Source organism: Tessaracoccus pujii (assembly GCF_055326215.1).
In genome coordinates this window covers 195,248-213,394 of the sequence record NZ_JBUZNP010000006.1, presented here as the reverse complement: position 1 = coordinate 213,394, position 18,147 = coordinate 195,248, and the positions used below count along the sequence as shown (strand labels likewise).

The 18,147-nt window shown below is 70.2% G+C and carries 16 protein-coding genes; 10 read left to right on the top strand and 6 right to left on the bottom strand.

The genetic code is table 11. The features are described 5' to 3' along the window. The first annotated feature begins 3 nt into the window (after positions 1-3). The 4 genes from ACZK5N_RS10700 (at position 4) to alr (ending at position 5,008) form a co-directional block, all read left to right on the top strand. Positions 4-1,578, top strand: a complete 1,575-nt coding sequence (locus ACZK5N_RS10700) for a dihydrolipoamide acetyltransferase family protein (RefSeq protein ID WP_463624905.1) — start codon at positions 4-6, stop codon at positions 1,576-1,578. A 171-nt stretch (positions 1,579-1,749) separates the two neighbouring features. Continuing rightward, positions 1,750-2,295 carry a hypothetical protein gene (locus ACZK5N_RS10695; RefSeq protein ID WP_459018657.1) on the top strand — a complete coding sequence of 182 codons (546 nt, stop codon included), beginning with the start codon at positions 1,750-1,752 and terminating at the stop codon, positions 2,293-2,295. A gap of 122 nt (positions 2,296-2,417) precedes the next feature. Then, positions 2,418-3,836, top strand: coding sequence for an ANTAR domain-containing protein (locus tag ACZK5N_RS10690; RefSeq protein WP_459018658.1), 1,419 nt, complete (start codon positions 2,418-2,420; stop codon positions 3,834-3,836). A 56-nt stretch (positions 3,837-3,892) separates the two neighbouring features. Continuing rightward, positions 3,893-5,008 carry an alanine racemase gene (alr, locus tag ACZK5N_RS10685; RefSeq protein ID WP_459018659.1) on the top strand — a complete coding sequence of 372 codons (1,116 nt, stop codon included), beginning with the start codon at positions 3,893-3,895 and terminating at the stop codon, positions 5,006-5,008. 283 nt (positions 5,009-5,291) lie between these two features. On the opposite strand, the gene ACZK5N_RS10680 is transcribed toward alr, so the two are convergent. Next, complete coding sequence (locus tag ACZK5N_RS10680; RefSeq protein WP_459018660.1) at positions 5,292-5,993, bottom strand: hypothetical protein; 702 nt, start codon at positions 5,991-5,993, stop codon at positions 5,292-5,294. Between the two features lie 91 nt (positions 5,994-6,084). Here ACZK5N_RS10680 and aat point away from each other — a divergent pair, with 91 nt between their 5' ends. Genes aat through pheA form a run of 4 tightly spaced genes read left to right on the top strand, consistent with a single transcriptional unit; the run spans position 6,085 to position 9,485 of the window. Further along, positions 6,085-6,834 carry a leucyl/phenylalanyl-tRNA--protein transferase gene (gene aat / locus ACZK5N_RS10675; protein WP_459018661.1) on the top strand — a complete coding sequence of 250 codons (750 nt, stop codon included), beginning with the start codon at positions 6,085-6,087 and terminating at the stop codon, positions 6,832-6,834. Next, positions 6,827-7,690 (top strand): Fpg/Nei family DNA glycosylase, encoded by an 864-nt coding sequence (locus tag ACZK5N_RS10670; protein WP_459018662.1) that lies wholly within the window; start codon positions 6,827-6,829, stop codon positions 7,688-7,690. The genes aat and ACZK5N_RS10670 overlap by 8 nt, the downstream gene beginning before the upstream one ends. Before the next feature lie 30 nt (positions 7,691-7,720). Continuing rightward, complete coding sequence (locus ACZK5N_RS10665) at positions 7,721-8,533, top strand: DUF1206 domain-containing protein (protein WP_459018663.1); 813 nt, start codon at positions 7,721-7,723, stop codon at positions 8,531-8,533. Between the two features lie 52 nt (positions 8,534-8,585). After that, a complete protein-coding gene (gene pheA / locus ACZK5N_RS10660) occupies positions 8,586-9,485 on the top strand; it encodes a prephenate dehydratase (protein ID WP_459018664.1) in 900 nt (299 codons plus the stop codon). A gap of 178 nt (positions 9,486-9,663) precedes the next feature. Here the strand turns inward: pheA and ACZK5N_RS10655 are convergent, their stop codons facing one another. Next, a complete protein-coding gene (locus ACZK5N_RS10655) occupies positions 9,664-11,205 on the bottom strand; it encodes a bifunctional phosphatase PAP2/diacylglycerol kinase family protein (RefSeq protein ID WP_459018665.1) in 1,542 nt (513 codons plus the stop codon). Between the two features lie 38 nt (positions 11,206-11,243). Beyond that, positions 11,244-12,446, bottom strand: coding sequence for an MFS transporter (locus ACZK5N_RS10650; RefSeq protein WP_459018666.1), 1,203 nt, complete (start codon positions 12,444-12,446; stop codon positions 11,244-11,246). 117 nt (positions 12,447-12,563) lie between these two features. Between ACZK5N_RS10650 and serS the strand changes: the two genes are divergently transcribed. Together serS and ACZK5N_RS10640 are read left to right on the top strand one after the other, a co-directional pair. Further along, positions 12,564-13,829, top strand: coding sequence for a serine--tRNA ligase (gene serS, locus ACZK5N_RS10645; protein WP_459018667.1), 1,266 nt, complete (start codon positions 12,564-12,566; stop codon positions 13,827-13,829). Positions 13,830-13,934: 105 nt separating this feature from the next. Beyond that, positions 13,935-14,771 (top strand): HAD family hydrolase, encoded by an 837-nt coding sequence (locus ACZK5N_RS10640; protein ID WP_459020459.1) that lies wholly within the window; start codon positions 13,935-13,937, stop codon positions 14,769-14,771. On the opposite strand, the gene ACZK5N_RS10635 is transcribed toward ACZK5N_RS10640, so the two are convergent. The 3 genes from ACZK5N_RS10635 to ACZK5N_RS10625 all read right to left on the bottom strand — a co-directional run bounded on the left by ACZK5N_RS10635 (position 14,732) and on the right by ACZK5N_RS10625 (position 17,955). Continuing rightward, a complete protein-coding gene (locus ACZK5N_RS10635) occupies positions 14,732-16,393 on the bottom strand; it encodes an alpha-amylase family protein (protein WP_459018668.1) in 1,662 nt (553 codons plus the stop codon). The genes ACZK5N_RS10640 and ACZK5N_RS10635 overlap by 40 nt on opposite strands. A gap of 14 nt (positions 16,394-16,407) precedes the next feature. Further along, complete coding sequence (locus tag ACZK5N_RS10630; protein WP_463624904.1) at positions 16,408-17,364, bottom strand: TIGR03885 family FMN-dependent LLM class oxidoreductase; 957 nt, start codon at positions 17,362-17,364, stop codon at positions 16,408-16,410. Positions 17,365-17,436: 72 nt separating this feature from the next. Then, positions 17,437-17,955, bottom strand: a complete 519-nt coding sequence (locus ACZK5N_RS10625) for a WhiB family transcriptional regulator (RefSeq protein WP_463624903.1) — start codon at positions 17,953-17,955, stop codon at positions 17,437-17,439. Positions 17,956-18,147 lie beyond the last annotated feature (192 nt).

Genomic DNA, 18,147 nt, shown 5'->3' with positions numbered 1-18,147 from the left:
GAGATGAAGCACCAATTCCTGCTGCCGGATCCGGGTGAGGGCCTGCTCGAGGCGGAGATCGTGGCCTGGAGGGTCGCGGCGGGGGACGTGATCGAGGTCAACGACGTGCTCGTGGAGATCGAGACGGCCAAGTCTCTCGTCGAGCTGCCGTCGCCTTATGCGGGCACGGTGGCCGCGCTGCTCGTCGCCGAGGGGACGACGGTGGAGGTGGGCAGGCCCATCGTCGAGATCGACGACGGCGTGGCCGGCGAGGAGCAGCCGTCGGCGCCGGCCGCTGAAGGCGGCCCCAACCTGGTGGGCTACGGGTCCTCCGACTCCGGTCCGACGCGACGCCGCCGTCGCGGGCAGGATGCCGACAGGGGGTCGGTCGCGGAGGCGATGTCGGCGGCCTACGAACAGCACGCGCCCGGCCGCCGCGCCGACGAGGTGCAGCCGGCGGGCGCCGTGCACGCCCGGGCGCAGGGCGATCCCCTGCCCACGCCAGGACAGGCGCCGGCCGAGTCCCAGCTGGTGCTCGCCTCGGATCCCGGGTCGGCGAAGGCCAAGCCGCCGGTGCGCAAGTACGCCAAGGACCTCGGCGTGGATCTCGGCTCGGTGATCGGCACCGGGCCCGACGGCACCATCACCCGGCGCGACGTCGAGGCGGCCGCGGCCTTCCGCTACCTCGACGAGCAGCCCAAGCAGGGGCGGATCCTCAACGAGTCCGCGTCGTTCCAGTCCGCGTCGTTCGCCGGTGCCGGGCCGGCCTTCGGCTCGGCTCAGCCGGCGGGTGGACAGGCCCACGCAGGCACGGCCTTCAGCGGCTCCACGTTCGGCGGCGGTTTCGGGCCGACGGAGGGTCTCGGCGGTTTCGACCCCCACCAGGGCCGCTCCGAGCGTCGCGTCCCGATCAAGGGTGTGCGCAAGGTGACCGCCGAGAACATGGTGCGTTCCATCCAGACGCATGTGCACGTCACCGAGTGGATCACCGTGGACGTCACGGGCATGATGGACTTCGTCGAGACGCTCAAGGGCCGCCGCGAGTTCACGGGGCTGAGGGTGTCGCCGCTGCTGGTCTACGCCAAGGCGATCTGCCTGGCGCTCGGCCGCAACCCGGAGCTCAACTCGTCGTGGGACGAGGAGAGCCACGAGATCGTCTACTACGGCGAGGTGAACCTCGGCATCGCCGCGGCCACGCCCCGCGGGCTCATGGTGCCCAACATCAAGTCCGCGCAACGGTTGAGCCTGCTGCAGCTGTGCCAGGCGGTCAACCAGCTGGTGCAGGTGGCCAAGGACGGAAAGCTTCAGCCCGGTGACTACGCGAAGGGGACGTTCACCATCACCAACGTCGGCGTCTTCGGCATCGACGCGGGCACCCCCATCATCAACGGCGACGAGTCGGCCATCTTCTGCATGGGTGCCATCCAGCGCCGCCCGTGGGTGGTCGGCGAGGGCGCCGACGAGCGCGTCGAGCCCCGATGGGTGAGCACGCTCGCGGTGGCGTTCGACCATCGGGTCATCGACGGCGAGCAGGGATCGCGGTTCCTGCACGACGTGGCGTCGATCCTGCAGGAACCCGCGCTGGCGCTGCTGTACTGAGCCCCGCCGGGGTCCACGCGAGGGGCCCCGTGTTTGGGCCGACGGTTTGTGGGTACGTGGCAGGTAACCACCCACCACGAGGAGGACCCCCCAGGTCATCGTCTTCCCGCAACGTAGCTGTCGCTCCCGAGCCAGAGTCCTCACGGCGACGGTTCGGTAAGGGCCATCAGCATGAGAAACCCGATCAGCCAGTGCGCACCCCGTGACGCCGAGGCACTCGCCGTCGTCCATCGGCGGTTGCTCAGGGTGCTCCATGAGGTGCGGATCGGCGTTCCGCCGGGGAGAGACGCCGCCTTCAACGCGTTTCGACGGCTCCTGGCCGCCCAGATGGCGGCCGATCGGATGTGTGCCTCGCTGGGGTTCGGCGGGTCGCCCGATCAGGGTCGGGCCGACCGGTTCCACGTGGCTGTGTCCACGTCGGTGACCATCCTCGAGTGCGTTCACCGCGACTCCCTCGACTTCGTGATCGAGGCAGGGCTGCTCGAGGAGATGCTGGCCGATCCCACCGCCCTGCAGGCAGGCGCACGTCGGGGGTGTGTCGCCGACGCGCCGGTGGGCTGGGGTGAGTACATGGGAGGCGAGGTTCAGCGGGTGGCGCGCGAGCTTCCCGCTGAGGATCGGATCACCTTCGCCCAGCTCCGGCGGACGGCGGAGGCCAGGCTACGGGTCCTGGGAGAGTGGGCCGTGGAGGCGATGGGCCGGGGCCGCCACAGATGACCCGCTGCCGGGATGTGGGCCCCGCGGGCAGCCCCTGGATATCCCGGTTCCGCGCACCGTCGGCGCGCTAGTGTGCGGCGTGACGACAATCCATGTCGGCACCGTCACATAAGGCCGAGCTCATGACCCTCCATCTCAGTGGCGCCCAGCGGGCATCAGCCACTGCGCCGACGTCCGCTCGGGGCGGGTGGCTGCCGGAACCTCAGCCGGACCAGGGCACCAGACCTACTTTGGCGCTGGTCGAGCCGGACTCCGAGCGCGCAGCCTTCCTCAGCAACTCGCTCTCCGACACCTACGACGTGCGCACGGTGGCCACTGTCGAGGAGGCCCACGACCTGCTTCGGGCCGATCCCCCTGAACTCGTGCTGGCGGATCTCACCTCCTCGTCCTCGGGGCTGGATTTCCTGCGTGCCCTGCGCGCGGAACCGGCGTTGGCCGACACGCCCGTGGTCCTGCTCGAGGACCACCAGGCAGGCGACGAGCCTGCCGCGGTCGACCTGCCCGGGGTGCGGATCCGTCTGGCCGCCGCCCTGGCGCGCGCCCGGCACCACTCGCTGGACGTCGCATGGCGCCGGGCCCTCCTGTCCGCGTTGCACGACGGCGTCCTGATCTTCGACGCCGCGGGCACGGTGATGGAGATGAACCCGGCGTTCGTCCGGTTGTTCGGCTACACGATGGCCGACGGGCCGTTCTCACCCCCCTACCCCTGGTGGCCCACGGAGGAGGAGAACGCCGAGCAGCTGGCCATCATCGCGGATCGGCACGCGTTGGCTCGCGCGGGGGCCTCCGGGGCCGGTGAGGCGTTGTTCTACGACTGCGAGCGCCGGCCGGTGTGGGTGTCGGTGGCCGACGCCCAGGTGCGTGACCCCGACACGGGCCTCAGCGCGACGATCCGCACATTCCGCGACATCACGCGGCAGATGGAGGCGCAGACCCGGCGCGCAGCCGCGGCGCTCGTGAGCGCCGATTTCGCTGGGGAGGACGACATCGCGACGCTGCTGGGCCTGGCCGAGCACGGGTTCGAGCTCCTCTTCGCCGGCCGCTGCACCATCCAGGTCGACCTCGGCAGCCCGGTGCTGTTCCGCGGGGGCACGACGGTGTCCGCCGACGACCTCCCTCCAGAGGTTCACGCCGGGTTGGGCGGACGACCCAGCGCGGACAGCGTCAGCTTGCGCCCCGGCATCCTGCTCGTGCCGCAGGCCAGCCTCGCCGACTGCCGGGCGTGGATCCAGTTCCCCCGTCGACGCCAGATCGGCCCTGACGAGATGATCGTGGCCGACCTCCTCGCCCAGGCCTTCGCCCTCGCCGTCGATCGCCTCATCCAGGCCCACCGCAGCGCGGACCGGCAGGAACACATGACCCGTGCCATCGAGAGCCACCGGCTGATCGGCCAGGCCGTCGGGATCCTGGTCGAGCGACACCGCGTGACACCGGCGGAGGCCTTCGAACGCCTCAAGAGGGCCAGCCAGCAGCGCAATGTGAAGCTGCGCGCCGTAGCGGAACTCGTCATCGAGACAGGCTCGGATCCGGAGTCCATCTGAGCGAGGGTCAAGCCCGCGTCGTGCAGCCGCGGCACGATGAGTCCACACTGGTACCCATGCCTTCGCCGACCCGCCTCCACGTCGACCTCGACGCCCTCCACGCGAACCTGGCCGTGGCCCGAGAGCTGGCGGGTGGACGGAAGGTGCTCGCAGCCGTCAAAGCCAACGCCTACGGCCATGGCCTGGTGGAGGTGGCCCGCAGCATCGAGGAGCGGGGATCGGCCGACTGGCTCGGCGTGGCCGTCACGACGGAGGCGCAGGCTCTCCGCCGGGCCGGCGTCACCCTGCCCATCCTGAAGTTCACGCCCACACTGGTCGACGACCTGCGCGAGGCGATCGACGCCGGCGTCACGCTCTCGGTGGGCGATGCGCGCGCCGTCGAGGAGGCGCAGGCGGCAGCCTCCACGGCCGGGACCACTGTGGACGTCCACCTCAAGCTGGACACCGGGATGCGGCGCGTGGGCGCCGAACCGCGCGACGCCGTCGCGATCGCAGGGCTGCTGGCGGCGTCGTCGCACCTGCGCGTGGGCGGCGTGTTCACGCACCTGCCCGTCAGTGATGTCGTCGACGGCGAGGACTTCACGCGCGACCAGTTGCGGCGCTTCGAGGTGGCGGTCGCTGACGTCGAGCGCGTGCTCGGCCCCGTCGAGTTCGTGCACGCCGCCAACTCGGGCGCGGTGCTGGGCCACGACCTCGGCCGCACCACCATGGTGCGCCCCGGCATCATGGTCTACGGCTCCTACCCTGATGCCGCGACCCCCCACACCCGGCCCCTGCGCGACGTTGGTCGCTGGACGTCGCGGGTGACGTTCCTCAAGCGGATCGCGGCGGGGGAGACGGTGGGATACGGCCGGTCGTGGCGGGCCCCGCAGGACACGTGGGTGGCCACCGTCGCGGTGGGTTACGGCGACGGATACTCGCGACTGTTGTCGTCGCGGGGTCGGATGCTGATCGACGGTCGCGCCTACCCCGTCGTCGGGCGGGTGTGCATGGACCAGACGATGCTCGACGTGGGGCCGGAGGAGCCGACGGTGGGCGTGGGCGACGAGGTGGTGCTCATGGGTACCAGCGGCGCCGAGCGGATCGGCGTGGAGGAGTTGGCCGAGTTGATGGGCACGATCACCTACGAGGTCACCTGCCTGATCACCGATCGCGTCCCGCGGACCTACTGAACCGCCATGCGTCGCTTGGATGGTCCCGGGCTGGGGACGGGAGTTGAGCCGGACACGGCTCCCGGTGGGCCCGCTTGAGCCTGACACGGCTCTCGCTGAGCCCGCTTGAGCCTGGTCTGGATGTCAACACGCAAAGTCGGGGACTTTATCGTTCAAGCCGTGTTCAGTGCCGGTTCCGGCTCCAGTGGCTTGCGCGAAAGCCGTGTCCGGCTCAAGGCCACTCAGCGAGAGCCGTGTCCGGCTCAACTCCCATCCAGCCCCGAGCTCACTCCCACCAGCGGTGCTACTCGGACGAGGTCTCCTCGGCGGAGGCGTCCTCGGCGTGGCCCGCCGACAGCTTCGGCCGCCGGCTCGGGAACTCGTTCATGGCATGGATGGCGATGGAACGGGTGGCCCACCCGTCGACGGCGGCTCCGAAACCGCCACCCACCAACGGGATCCGCTTGCCCACCCACACGCCGAAGCGCTTGCCGGTGATGGCGTTGAGGGCCCGGTCCAGCAGCGCCCGCGACACCTGGCCGTCGAGGCGGGCGTCGAAGACCGGAGCCGTGGCCACCACCAGCGGAGAGCTGGGCAGGATGCCCTTGCTGACCAGGTCTGCCATGGCACCCGGGCCGAGCATGACCATGAGGATGGCCGTGCGGACCCTGGGGTCCGTCAGTTCGTACCCGCGGAGATGGGCGATGCCGGCCACCAGGCGGGCCTGCAGAAAGGTGGCCGCCGCGATGTTGGCCGGGATGGTCACCAGTGAGACGAAGAATCCGCCCCAGTTCGTCACGAACCCCTGCCCGCCCGCCATGGCGACGTGCTGCGCGATCATGCGGGAGATGGCGGACTCGGCGTCAGAACGCTGGGCGAGCAGCTGCTTGGCGGAGTGCTTGGCGCCCGGAAGCTTGCCCCGGCCCTCGATGGCCAGCTCCAGCAACTCGTGGAACACATCCGCGGTGAAGCCCTCCGCCACCGCGACGACGTTCTGATCGCTCATCGGCGGTCCCCTTTCGTCCTTCCAAGCGTGTCACACGCCCGCAAACGCGTCGACCCCGGGATTTGTCGTTCCAGGCTGCCAGACTGGGTGGATGCTGGGAGCCACGTTCGGGCGGCCGGAGGACTGGCCGAGTCAGGATCTCATCGGGTTCTCCGAGGAGTTCGGCGCCGCACTGGCCCTCGAGGGATACGCGTGCGGGGTGTTCCCCATGCCCCTCCACCCGGACGGCTTGGAGATGGGCTGGTGGTCGCCCATGCAGCGCGGCCTGCTTCCGGTGCGCAACCTTCACGTCACCCGGTCCCTGCGTCGGTCCGCCAGGCGTTACACCACGACGGTGGATCAGGCGTTCCTGCGGGTGCTGGCGGCCTGCGGCGACCCGTCGCGGCCAGACGGATGGATCGACCAGCGGATCACGGACGCCTACACGGCCCTGTTCGAGGCGGGATGGGTGTACTCCGTGGAGACATGGGATGCCGACGGGCGCCTCGTCGGCGGGTTGTACGGGGTTCACCTCGCTGGGATGTTCGCCGGCGAATCGATGTTCCACGATCCGGTGCACGGCCGCGACGCCTCCAAGGTGGCGTTGCTGCGCCTCGCCGTCGAGCTGGCGGGCGCAGGGGTGGCGCTGCTGGATGTGCAGTGGCTCACGGAGCACCTCGGCACGCTCGGCGCCTACGAGATGCCCAGGGATGACTACCTCCAACGCCTCAGCCGGGCGTTGGAGCTGCCGCGCCTGCCGTGGAGCGACAAGGGCGCCATGGGCGGCGACGAACTGCTCCGGTCCTGGGATGCGGCGCGCGCAGGGGGGACACTGTCCCTGAGAGGAGTCTCGGATGCCTGAGTTGCCGGAGGTCGCCGCCCTGGCCGGCGCGTTGGACGAGCGGCTGCGCGGACGTGTCGTCGCGGCGGGCCACCTGGTGTCGTTCTCGGCGTTGAAGACCTACCGGATTCCGCTGGACGCGCTGGCCGGGCTTGAGGTGGAACGCGTGACCCGGCACGGCAAGTTCATCGACATCGAGGCGCAAGGCGTCCATCTCATCGTCCACCTGGCCCGCGCGGGTTGGATCACCTGGCACGACGTCGCACCCACGGTCCCTGCACGGCCCGGGAAGTCGGGCCTGGCGCTGCGGGTCGTCCTCGACGACGGGTCCGGATTCAGTCTCACGGAGGCGGGCACGCAGAAACACCTCGCGGTGTACGTGGTGGAGCGCCCCGAGGAGGTGCCCGGGGTCGCGGCGCTGGGCCCGGACCCGCTGGATCCGGGTTTCACCGTCGACGACTTCCGCTCGGTGCTGGCAGACGCGGGCCGGGCCCAGCTGAAGGGGGTGCTGCGGGATCAGAAGATCCTCGCCGGCATCGGCAACGCGTACAGCGATGAGATCCTGCACGCGGCGAGGCTGAGCCCGTTCAAGCCGGCCAACAGCCTCGACGGCGCCGCCGCGGCAGAGCTGTTCGGGCACCTGCGCGAGGTGCTCGGCCAGGCGGTGGCCGCGGCGGCCGAAGTGCCGATCGACAAGCTGAAGGACGCCAAGCGTGCGGGTATGCGGGTGCACGGCCGCGCGGGTGACGCCTGCGACGTCTGCGGCGGCATCATCGCGGAGGTGTCCTTCGCCGATTCGTCCCTGCAGTACTGCCCCGGGTGCCAGACCGGTGGGAAGCCGCTGGCGGACCGCCGGATGTCGAAGCTTCTCAAGTAGCGGCGTGCCCGGCGCCCCTACTATGTGGGGATGAGCGACGGGGGCATCCTGGACGACGTGCAGGACAAGGCCAAGGATGTTGAACACCACCCGGCCGCGGCCTGGCTGGCGGCCGCGGGCCACATCGTCAACGGCATCGTGCACGCCATCATCGGGGTGATCGCCATCGGCATCGCCCGGGGGGTCGGCGGATCGGCGGACCAGTCCGGCGCGATGCGCGCCATCGACGCGCACCCGCTCGGCTCCGTCGCGCTGTGGTTCGTGGGCTTGGCCCTGTTCGCGCTGGCGGCGTACTCGATCGCCGTAGCCATCGGTGAGATCACCGAGAAGAAGCGCGACGCGGCCAGGAGCGCCGGTCGGGCCGTCATGTACATCGTGGTGGGGGCGGCCGCCCTTACCTACGCATCAGGCGGCACCGCCGACGGCGAGGAGGCCACCGAATCGCTGAGTTCGGTGCTGCTGCAGAGCTGGTGGGGATCGGCGTTGCTGGTCCTGGCGGGCATCGTCGTCTTCGCCATCGGCGCGGCGATGATGGGGCGGGGCATCACGAGGTCCTTCCTCAAGGACGTCGACCTCTCGCCGAGGTTCCGCCGGTCGTTCACGGTGCTGGGTGTGGTGGGCTATCTGGCCAAGGGCCTTGCCGTGGCCATCGTCGGGGTCCTGTTCGTCGCGGCCGTCGTCAGCGGCGACGCGTCGGACACCGGCGGGCTCGACGGTGCACTCAAGTCCCTCGTCGGGGTGCCCGGGGGGCAGATCGTCCTCATCGCCATCGGCGTAGGCCTGATCCTGTACGGCCTGTTCTGCATCGCGCGCGCCACCACGACCGCCAACAAGGGCGACTGACGCTCAGGAGAGCCCGCGGCTGCTCCGGAGGCCCATGGCCTAACCTAAGGGCGTGCTCGGTTATTTCGGCCCCGCGGGGACCTTCACCCACCAGGCGTTGCGCACCATCACCGATGACGACGCCGTCGCCTTCGCCAGTGTGCGCGAGGCTCTCGACGCGGTGCGTCTCGGGGAGGTCCGCGGCGCCGTCGTACCCATCGAGAACTCGGTGGAGGGAGGGGTCTCGGCCACCCTGGACGAGCTGATCGCAGGCTCGCCGCTGGCCATCCGCGGCGAGATCGTCATCCCCGTCGAGTTCGGGCTGTACGTCCGGCCCGGCACCGCGATGGACGACGTGCACCAGGTGCTGACCCACGGGCACGCGGCGGCGCAGTGCCGTGACTGGCTGTCGCGGACCGTGCCCCAGGCCCACATCACGGAGGCGGGATCGACGGCGGGCGCGGCGGCCGAGGTGGCCCGCCCGGATTCGCGCTACGACGCCGCGGTGTGCGCGAGGGTCGCGGGTCAGCTCTACGGACTGGACGAGCTGGCCTACCAGATCGAGGACAACCCTGGTGCGGTGACCCGGTTCGTGGAGGTGGGGGTCGCGGGGCCGGTGCCCGTCCGCACCGGTGCGGACAAGACCACGCTGGTGGCCTACATGCGTGAGGACCACGCGGGGGCTCTGCTGGAGATCCTTGAGCAGTTCGCCGTGCGCGGCGTGAACCTGAGCCGGATCGAGTCGCGGCCGACCAAGACCACGCTGGGCTCGTACTGCTTCTCGATCGATGTCGAGGGGCACCTGCATGACAAGCGCGTCGCCGAAGCGTTGGAGGGGCTGCACCGCATCTGCCCCACGGTGCACTTCCTGGGGTCCTACGCGCGCGCGGACGAGACTCGCCCCGTCATCGGCCACGGTTTCACCGACGAGGAGTTCGACGCCGCCGCGCGGTGGGTGCGCACCCTCGGCTGACCGCCCCCTCGGCTGCTGTACCCCGACGCCGGCCATCTGCGTTGAGCCTGAAACTGGTCTCGTCGGGGTTGGAACGATCAAAACAGCGGATCCGGGCGTTGGGCCTCGGTTCAGGCTCGAGTAGCCCCCGCGAGAGCCGTGTCCGGCTCAAGGCGGTCCAGCGAGAGCCGTGTCAGGCTCAACTCTCAGGGGTGGAGGGGAGGACGACCCGCACGGCCGCCGGGACCACCTCGAAGCGGATCCGCTGAACCCTGCCCACCACGTCGCCGTCGACCTGGCACAACACGGGCTCGGCGAACTCGGCCACGACGCTGCGTCCCTCCACCCGGTCTAGCAGGGGCTCGTCCGTCGACCGCCGCAGCACCCCGCCGATCATGCGCGCCACATCACCGGCCGTCTGCGGCGACGCCACCAGCACCTCCAGCGTTCCGTCGTGCGCGCTCGCGGCCGGCATCAGCGACACTCCCGGGTACAGATCGCCGACGTTGCCCACCTCCACCAGCGACGCGTCGCGCTCCAGCGGTACCCTGCCGTCGACCGTCAACCGGAGAGCCACGGGCCGGGCCCGGATGTGGCCGATCCCGGCCCATACGTAGGCCGCGGGACCGAGCGAGCGCTTGAGGGCCTCGTCGGTGTCGTGGAGGACCGCGGCGTCGGCGCCCAGGCCCACCATCACCGCCGCGATCCCTTCGACGCCGCCGTCCAGGTCCGCGTACCGCAGCAGGTCCATGTCCTCCGCGGCCCCGGTGAACGCGACCCCCAACGCGCTGCCGGCGTCCAGAGGCACGCCGAGGTTGCGGGCCAGCAGGTTGCCGGTGCCGGACGGGAGGATGGCCATGGGTACCCGGCTGCCCTCCATCCCGGCGCAGACCTCCCGCACGGTGCCGTCGCCGCCGACGACGAGCACAAGGTCCGCCGCGGACTCGAGCGCTGCGCGCGCCATCCCCCCACCTGGATCGTGCTCGGAGGTGGCCAGCCAGATGGGCGGCGCCCAGCCGCGCGCCTCGGCGTCGTGCCCGACGAAGCGGTGCAGCAGGGCAAGGTCGCGCACCTTCGTCGGGTTGTAGATCACGACGAGGCGTCCGGGGCCGGTTCGTGCCGGGGCCGCCGGAAGCATGTGCACGTCACCGAGCACGCAGGCAGCGGACGCAACCAGGCCGCCGAACAGGACCCCGCCCACCACGTCGGTGACGAAGTGCGCTCCCAGGAGGAGCCGGTCTGCGGCCACCACCGCCACGGCCGCCGCGCCCAGGACGTGCGCCGCGACCCGCACCCGGCGAGGGCGCCGGGTGGTGGTGGCGAGCACGGCGACCAGCATTGCCGCGACCGTCGCGCCCACCGTGTGCGCCGACGGGTAGCTCATCGGGTCGCTGCTCACCAGATAGTCCCAGGGACTGGCGGGGCGGTCGCGGCCCACCGTGATCTTCAGCAGGGCCGTGCCTGTCACGGCCAGCACCACCGCGATCGCGATCGCCCGGGCCATCGCCCGGAACCGCCGGCGGGCGGCCCACCACGCGAGGACCAGCAGGAGCGGGTACACGACGATGGGGGCCGTCACCAATGCCACCGCCGCCGCGATCTGGCCGGCGACGGAGCGGTCGGAGACGGGGGAGTGGGGCCACAGGTCGTCGACGAACGTGGGGAGCAGCAGCGTCCACACCAGGAAGGCGACGCCGAAGGCCAGCGCCGCCCCGACCGTCACGCGCGAACGTCGCCCCATGCGCCGATTCTTCCACCGCGGCGCTCTGCGCGGGTGTTTCAGGCGGCGCGGAACGGATGCCGTCGGACCACCAGCCAGGGCAGCACGGCCGCGGCCATCACCACCCCGGTGACGGCGAACGCCCAGCCGAATCCGACGGCGTCCGCGATCGCCCCGGCGAGCATGGTGCCCGCGATCGAGCCCATGTCCATGGACATGGAGTAGGTCGACAGGGCCTGGCCGCCGTTGCGATTGGAGCCGATGATGTCGGCCATCAGGGCCTGGGACGCGGGGGCGATCAGCGCCGCCCCCGCCCCGGCCAGGGCGGACAGAGCCAGGAAGACCCAGAGCGAGTCCACCCATCCGAAGAAGACGGTGGCGACGGCGGACACGGCGAGGCCGAGGACCAGGAACGGCCGCCGCCCCATGCGGTCCACCAGCCGGCCCGTGGCCTGCTGCGTGACGGCGTTGCCGAGGGCGAAGAGCGTGAGCGCGATGCCCGCCGCCTGATTGCCGATGGTGGGCACGGCGGCCGCCATGAGGGGCAACAGCGCGATCCGCACCCCGAAGTTGGACCAGCCGTGCGCGAAGCCGGTGACCAGCAGCGCCCGGTAGTAGGGCATCCCCATGGCCTCGGCCAGCGTCATCCGCTCCTGGTGCTCACCCTTGACGGGCCTCCCGCCCGTGCCCCCGCGGAGGAAGATCAGGACCACCCCGGCGGCGAGGAACACGGCGCCGGCGTAGATGAAGAACGGCGCCCGTAGCCCGAGCCCCTGCATCGCCGAGCCGAGGATGGGGCCGAGGATGTTGCCCAGCAGGAACGCGGTGCCGTACATCGACGACGTGTGCCCGCGCTGGGCGGGGGGTGACAGGCGGACCAGCAGGGCCATCGCCGAGACGGTGAACATCACCGAGCCCATGCCGCCGATGCCGCGGAACACCAGGAGCATCCAGAAGTCGGTGGCGAGCCCGCTGAGCGCGCTGGAGCCGCCCACGATGAGCAGGCCCACCAGGTAGACGCGTCGTTCGCCGAGCTTGTTGACCAGCGCACCGCCTGCGGGCGCGAAGATCAGCCGGATGAAGGCGAAGACCGACACGATCGACGACGCCGCCATCAGCCCCACGTCGAAGGACTGGGCGAACTGGGGAAGGATCGGGGCGACGATGCCGAACCCCAGCGCGATGAGCATCGCGGAGGCTACCAGCACCCAGATCTCGGCAGAGATCGGCTCTCTCTTCGCCGTCGCACTCTTCTCCGTCACCCGCCTACCCTAGGCGACGGTCGATCGCGTCAAAACGCCCCCACGCTTCGGTGGGTGCTCTCCTCAGGCCCAAGGGTGGTGGGGACAGCGCGATGCGGGCGTCGGTAGGGTAGAGGCATGATTGATCCGAAGTGGCTCCGCGTGGATCCAGACCGCATCCGACGCTCCCAGGCCGCCCGCGGCGCCTCGGTCGAGCTCGTCGATGAGCTGATCGCCGCGGACGAGGCCCGCCGCGCCTCGATCCTCGCGTTCGAGACCCTCCGCGCCGATCAGAAAGGCCTCGGCAAGGAGGTGGCCCGGGCGAAGGGCGACGAGCGCGTCGCCATCCTCGAGCGCAGCAAGCAGCTGGCGGCAGATGTGAAGACGGCCCAGGCCGACGCCGACACCGCCGGCGCCGCGTTCGACGTCCTCATGAAGCAGGTCGGCAACCTCGTGCTCGACGGCGTCCCCGAGGGCGGCGAGGATGAGGGCGTGGTGATCGAGACCGTCGGGACCCCGCGGGACTTCGCCGCCGAGGGCTTCGAACCGAAGGACCACCTGGAGATCGGCGAGCGCCTGGGTGCCATCGACATGGAGCGCGGCACCAAGATCTCGGGGTCGCGGTTCTACGTGCTCACCGGAGTGGGCGCCCAATTGGAGCTCGCGCTGCTCAACCTCGCCATGACCAAGGCCGCCGAGTGGGGCTTCACACCCATGATCCCGCCGGCGCTGGTGAAACCGTCGGCCATGGAGGGCACCGGTTTCCTCGGCCAGGCGGCGCAGGACGTCTATCACCTCCCGGCCGATGACCTCTACCTCGTCGGGACCTCGGAGGTGGCGCTGGCCGCCTTCCACTCCGACGAGATCCTCGACGCCGCCACCCTGCCGCGACAGTACGTCGCCTACTCCCCGTGCTTCCGGCGCGAGGCCGGCTCCCACGGCCGCGACACCCGCGGCATCTTCCGCGTGCACTGGTTCGACAAGGTGGAGATGTTCGTCCACTGCGCACCCGAGGACGCCGAGGCGTGGCACGAGAAGCTGCTCGGCTTCGAGAAGGAGTTCCTCACGCTGCTCGAGGTGCCGTTCCAGGTGCTCGACGTGGCGTCGGGCGATCTCGGCCTCTCCGCGGCCCGCAAGTACGACTGCTACGCCTGGCTGCCCACCCAGCAGCGCTACCGCGAGGTGACGTCCACGTCGAACTGCACCGAGTTCCAGGCCCGGCGGCTCGGCATCCGGGGCAGGTTCGACGACGGGGTCCGCCCGGTCGCCACGCTCAACGGCACGCTGTGCGCCATGACCCGCATCATCATCATGCTGCTGGAGAACCACCAGCAGGCCGACGGCTCGGTGCGCGTCCCGGAGGCGCTCCGGCCCTACCTGGGTGGCCGGGAGGCGCTTGCCTAACCCACCCGCCGTTGGGGCGCCGGCAACCGGGCGTTCACCTGCACGTGGCAGGCTTCGCCCACCCGGCCCCCGTCGGCACACCGCAAGAGAGGTTCATCTGTGTCCGTGAAGTTCAGCCCGAAACTGGTGGCCCTAGACATCGACGGCACGCTCGTCGACCCGTTCGGGGAGATGCCGCCGGAGGTCCGGGACGCCGTGCGTCGCGTCGTCGACGCCGGGATCCCGGTGGTGCTGTCCACGGGACGCTCCTGGCTTGCCACCGAGACCATCTTCGACCACCTGGATCTGCCGGCAGGCTGGGCGGTGTCGTCGAACGGCGCCATGGTGGTGACCTACCCGCCGTTCGAGATCCGCCACGAGTCGCGGTTCGATCCCGGGGACACGGTGCACCGCGTGGCCGAGCTCGCGCCCAGTGCCTGCATCGCGGTCCAGGACGGGATGCACTGGCGGGTCAACCGGCCCTTCCCCGAGGGCGAGCTGCTGGGCGAGGTGAGCATCGAGAGCATCGACGAGCTGGCCTCGCGGGAGGTGTCGCGCGTCATCGTGCGGGATCCGCACAGCTCCGAGGAGGTGTTCGACGGGCTGGTGAGCCAGTTGGGGCTGCACGAGGTGGCCTACTTCATCGGCTGGTCCGCGTGGCTGGACATCGCGCCGCTGGGGGTGGACAAGGCGCACGGCCTCCAGATCGTGTGCGACGAGTTGGGCATCGACGCGGCCGATGTCCTGGCCATCGGCGACGGCCGCAACGACATCGAGATGCTCGAGTGGGCCGGCCGGGGGGTGGCGATGGGCGACGCCCCGGACGTGGTCAAGGAGGCGGCGGACGCCGTCACAGGCAACTTCGCCGACCTCGGCACCGTCGAGGAGCTCGACCGGTGGTTCCCGGCCCTCGTGTCATGTGGTCAGGGACCGGGAGTGGACCTCACGCGGTACCAGCGGTAGCCGTAGCCCTCCAGGCTGACGGACAGACTGCCGTCGTGCACCACCGTCGCCTCCCCGGCGAGCAGGTCCTCCACGACGTCCTCGTCTCCGAACGCGTCGGCGAGCGAGACCGACACCGGATCGGCCGAGAAGTTGTGTACCGCCACCACCGCCGACCCGTCGAGCGACACCTGGTGCGCCAGCACCGACGCGGACTCGGTCTCGATGACGGAGAAGTCTCCCCATCCCACCTCGGCGCGGCGGCGGCGGATGCTGATCAGTGTCCGGATGAAGGACCACAGCGAGTCCGGGTCGTGCTCCTGGTCTGCGAAGTTGACGTGCTTGGGGCCGTACCCGTCCGGTGTGACGCGCTGGATCAGCTTCCCGGGCTTCGCCATCGAGAAGTCTCCGTTTCGGCCCGGCCCCCACTGCATCGGGGTGCGCACGGCCATCCGGCCCGGGGCCTCGAGGTCTTCGCCCATCCCGATCTCCTCGCCGTAGTAGAGGGTGGGCGTGCCGGGCAGGGAGAACATGAGGCTGTAGGCCATCCGGACGCGTCTCGGGTCTCCGCCGAGCATGGGTGGCAGTCGTCGCTTGAGGCCGCGGTCGTAGACCTGCATCGCCTTCTCGGGGCCGAACGCCTCGAAGACCTCGTGGCGCTCCTCCTCGGTGAGCTTGTCCAGGGTCAGCTCGTCGTGATTGCGCAGGAACGTGGCCCACTGGCAGGTGTGGTGGATCGGCGGCCTGTCCTCCAACGCCTTGATCAGAGGGCGGGGATCCTGCCGGGCCAGCGACAGGTAGGTGGCCTGCATGGCGATGAAGTCGAACATCATCTGCAGTTCGTCGCCGACGTCACCACCGAAGAACTCCCGTTGCTCGGCGTGCGGCACGTTCACTTCGCCCAGCAGCACGGCGTGGCCCTTGCGCCGCTGAAGGAACGCGCGGATCTGCTTGATGACGTCGTGGGGATCCACGGGCATCGTCCTGGTGCCCGAGTTCTGGGTGTTCTGGAGCAGGAACGGCACGGCGTCGACGCGGAAACCGTCGATGCCGAGCTCCAGCCAGAATCCGACGGTGCGCAGGATCTCGTCCATCACGGCTGGGTTGGCGAGGTTGAGGTCGGGCTGGTGCGCGTAGAAGTGATGCAGATACCACTCGTCCGTGCGGTGGTCGAGCGTCCAGATCCCGTCCTCCTCGCCTGGGAACACCACCTCGGCCGAGGTGTCGCCGGGGTCCGTGCCGCGCCACACGTAGTAGTCACGGAAGGGGTTCGTCGTGCTCCGCCGCGACGCCACGAACCACGGGTGCTGGTCCGAGGTGTGGTTGACGATCAGGTCTGCGATCACCCGGATGCCGCGATCGTGGGCGGTGCGGATCACCTCCACCAGTTCACCGTGGTTGCCGAGCCGAGGGTCCACGCCGTAGAAGTCCTTGACGTCGTAGCCGTCGTCCCGATCGGGTGAGGGGTAGAACGGCATCAGCCACAGGCAGTTGACGCCGAGCTGGGCCAGGTAGTCGATGCGATGGGAGAGACCCGCCAGGTCACCCACGCCGTCGCCGTTGGCGTCGAGGTAGGTCTCGATGTCGAGGCAGTAGACCACCGCGCTCTTCCACCACAGGTCGCTGGTGTCCGTGATTCTCATGGTGGGTCTCCTTGTCAGCGGGCGTTCGGCAGCACGTACTCACCGAACGCGTCGAGGTAGGCGGTCTGATGCTGGCCCACGTAGTGCAGGTAGATGTCGTCGAAGCCGAGGTCGGCATACTCCCGGATCCAGGTGGCGTGCTGCTCGAGGTCGTCGGAGATCCGCACCACCTGACGCACGGAGTCCAGCGTGACGTGCTTCGACGCCGCGTCGAAGCCCTCGACGGTGGCGATGTCCCAGGACAGCGGATCCCCGAGCACGTTGGAGCGCCACTGGTCGAAGGCGATCTGCTCGGCCTCCTCCATGGTCGGGGCCCAGGACAGGTGCAGCTGCAGCGCCAGGGGACCCTGGCCGTCGGCGTCACGGTAGGCGGCGATCACCTGCCGCAGCGTCGCGTGGTCCTGGTTCACCGTGATCAGGCCGTCCGCCCAGGCGGCCGACCGGGCGGCGGACTCGGCCGAGACGGCGGGCGTCAACAGCGCCGGGCGCACCTCGGGCCGATCCCACACCTTCGCCCGATCGACGGTGATCAGGCCGGAGAAGCTGACCTCCTCGCCGTCGAGGAGCCGCTGGATCACCTCGACGCACTCCTCAAGGCGCTCGATCCGCTCCTCCTTGGCCGGCCAACGCTCCCCGGTGATGGACTCGTTCATCGCCTCGCCGCTGGCCAGCGCGATCCAGAAGCGGCCCGGGAACATGGACGCCAGCGTGCCGATCTTCTGAGCCACGACGGCGGGGTGGTACCGCTGGCCCGGCGCGCACACGCAGCCGAACGCGAGCCCGGTGGTGGCCAGCGCGGCGCCCAGCCAGGACCACGTGTAACCGGAGTGGCCCTGCCGCTCAGACCACGGCTTGTAGTGATCCGAGCACATGGCCATGTCGAATCCCACCCGCTCGGCGTGCTGGACGTCGAGCAGGAGTTGGCGCGGCGAGATCTGTTCGTGGGAGGCGTGGAAGCCGATTCGCGTCATGCCCCCACTCTCGTGGCACAGGACCCCGCGATTCAAGGTTTCGCCCAAACTGGGTAGCCGTCGGCGACGGTGTCAGGCCGCGGCGGCGCGGCGCGATCCTCTCCGGACCTCCGATGCCACGGCCATGACCTCGCGGGGGGTCGGCCGGGGGCGGTCAGAGGGACGCACCGCCAAACCCTCCTCCTCGATCTTGCGGAGATGACGCTTGATGGTGGACACCGAGCAGCCGATCTTCGCCGCCAGGACGCTGAGCGGTTGCGTGGGGTGCGTGGTGCGGAGCCGGTGGATCTCGTGACGGTCGAACTGACGGCCCGACGGTGCCCCGGCCAGCGCGTCGAGGTTGTCCGTCGGCACCTCCACGCCGAGCCGCAGGCGGATTTCCTGGCGCTGGCGTCGGGTGGTTCCGGCGACGAAGCCGGATACGTCGAACCTGGTCACGGCGTCCGTGAGGCACTGGGCCTGAAGTGGGCAGGAGGCGCACATCGCGTCCGCCTGCGACTGCAGCATCGACTGTTCACGGCGCTCGCCTCCTGACGCCGCGGAGGCTCCGTCCTCAAGCAGAGGGTGGAGAAAGATGGTCGGATACTTCACGCACGGCGTCACCTCGGCCATGAACTGCCCCCTTGTTCAAGCTATCGTCGGGGGACTGCGTCCCCGGTATCAACGGTCCCAAGAGGAAGCGGGTGGACGGGCGCTCGACGATGGGCGCTGCTACCCGAAAAAGGTGAGTAGGCAACGCAGCGCTTTTGAGTGCGGATACTCAAATGGCGAGCGTGACACGCT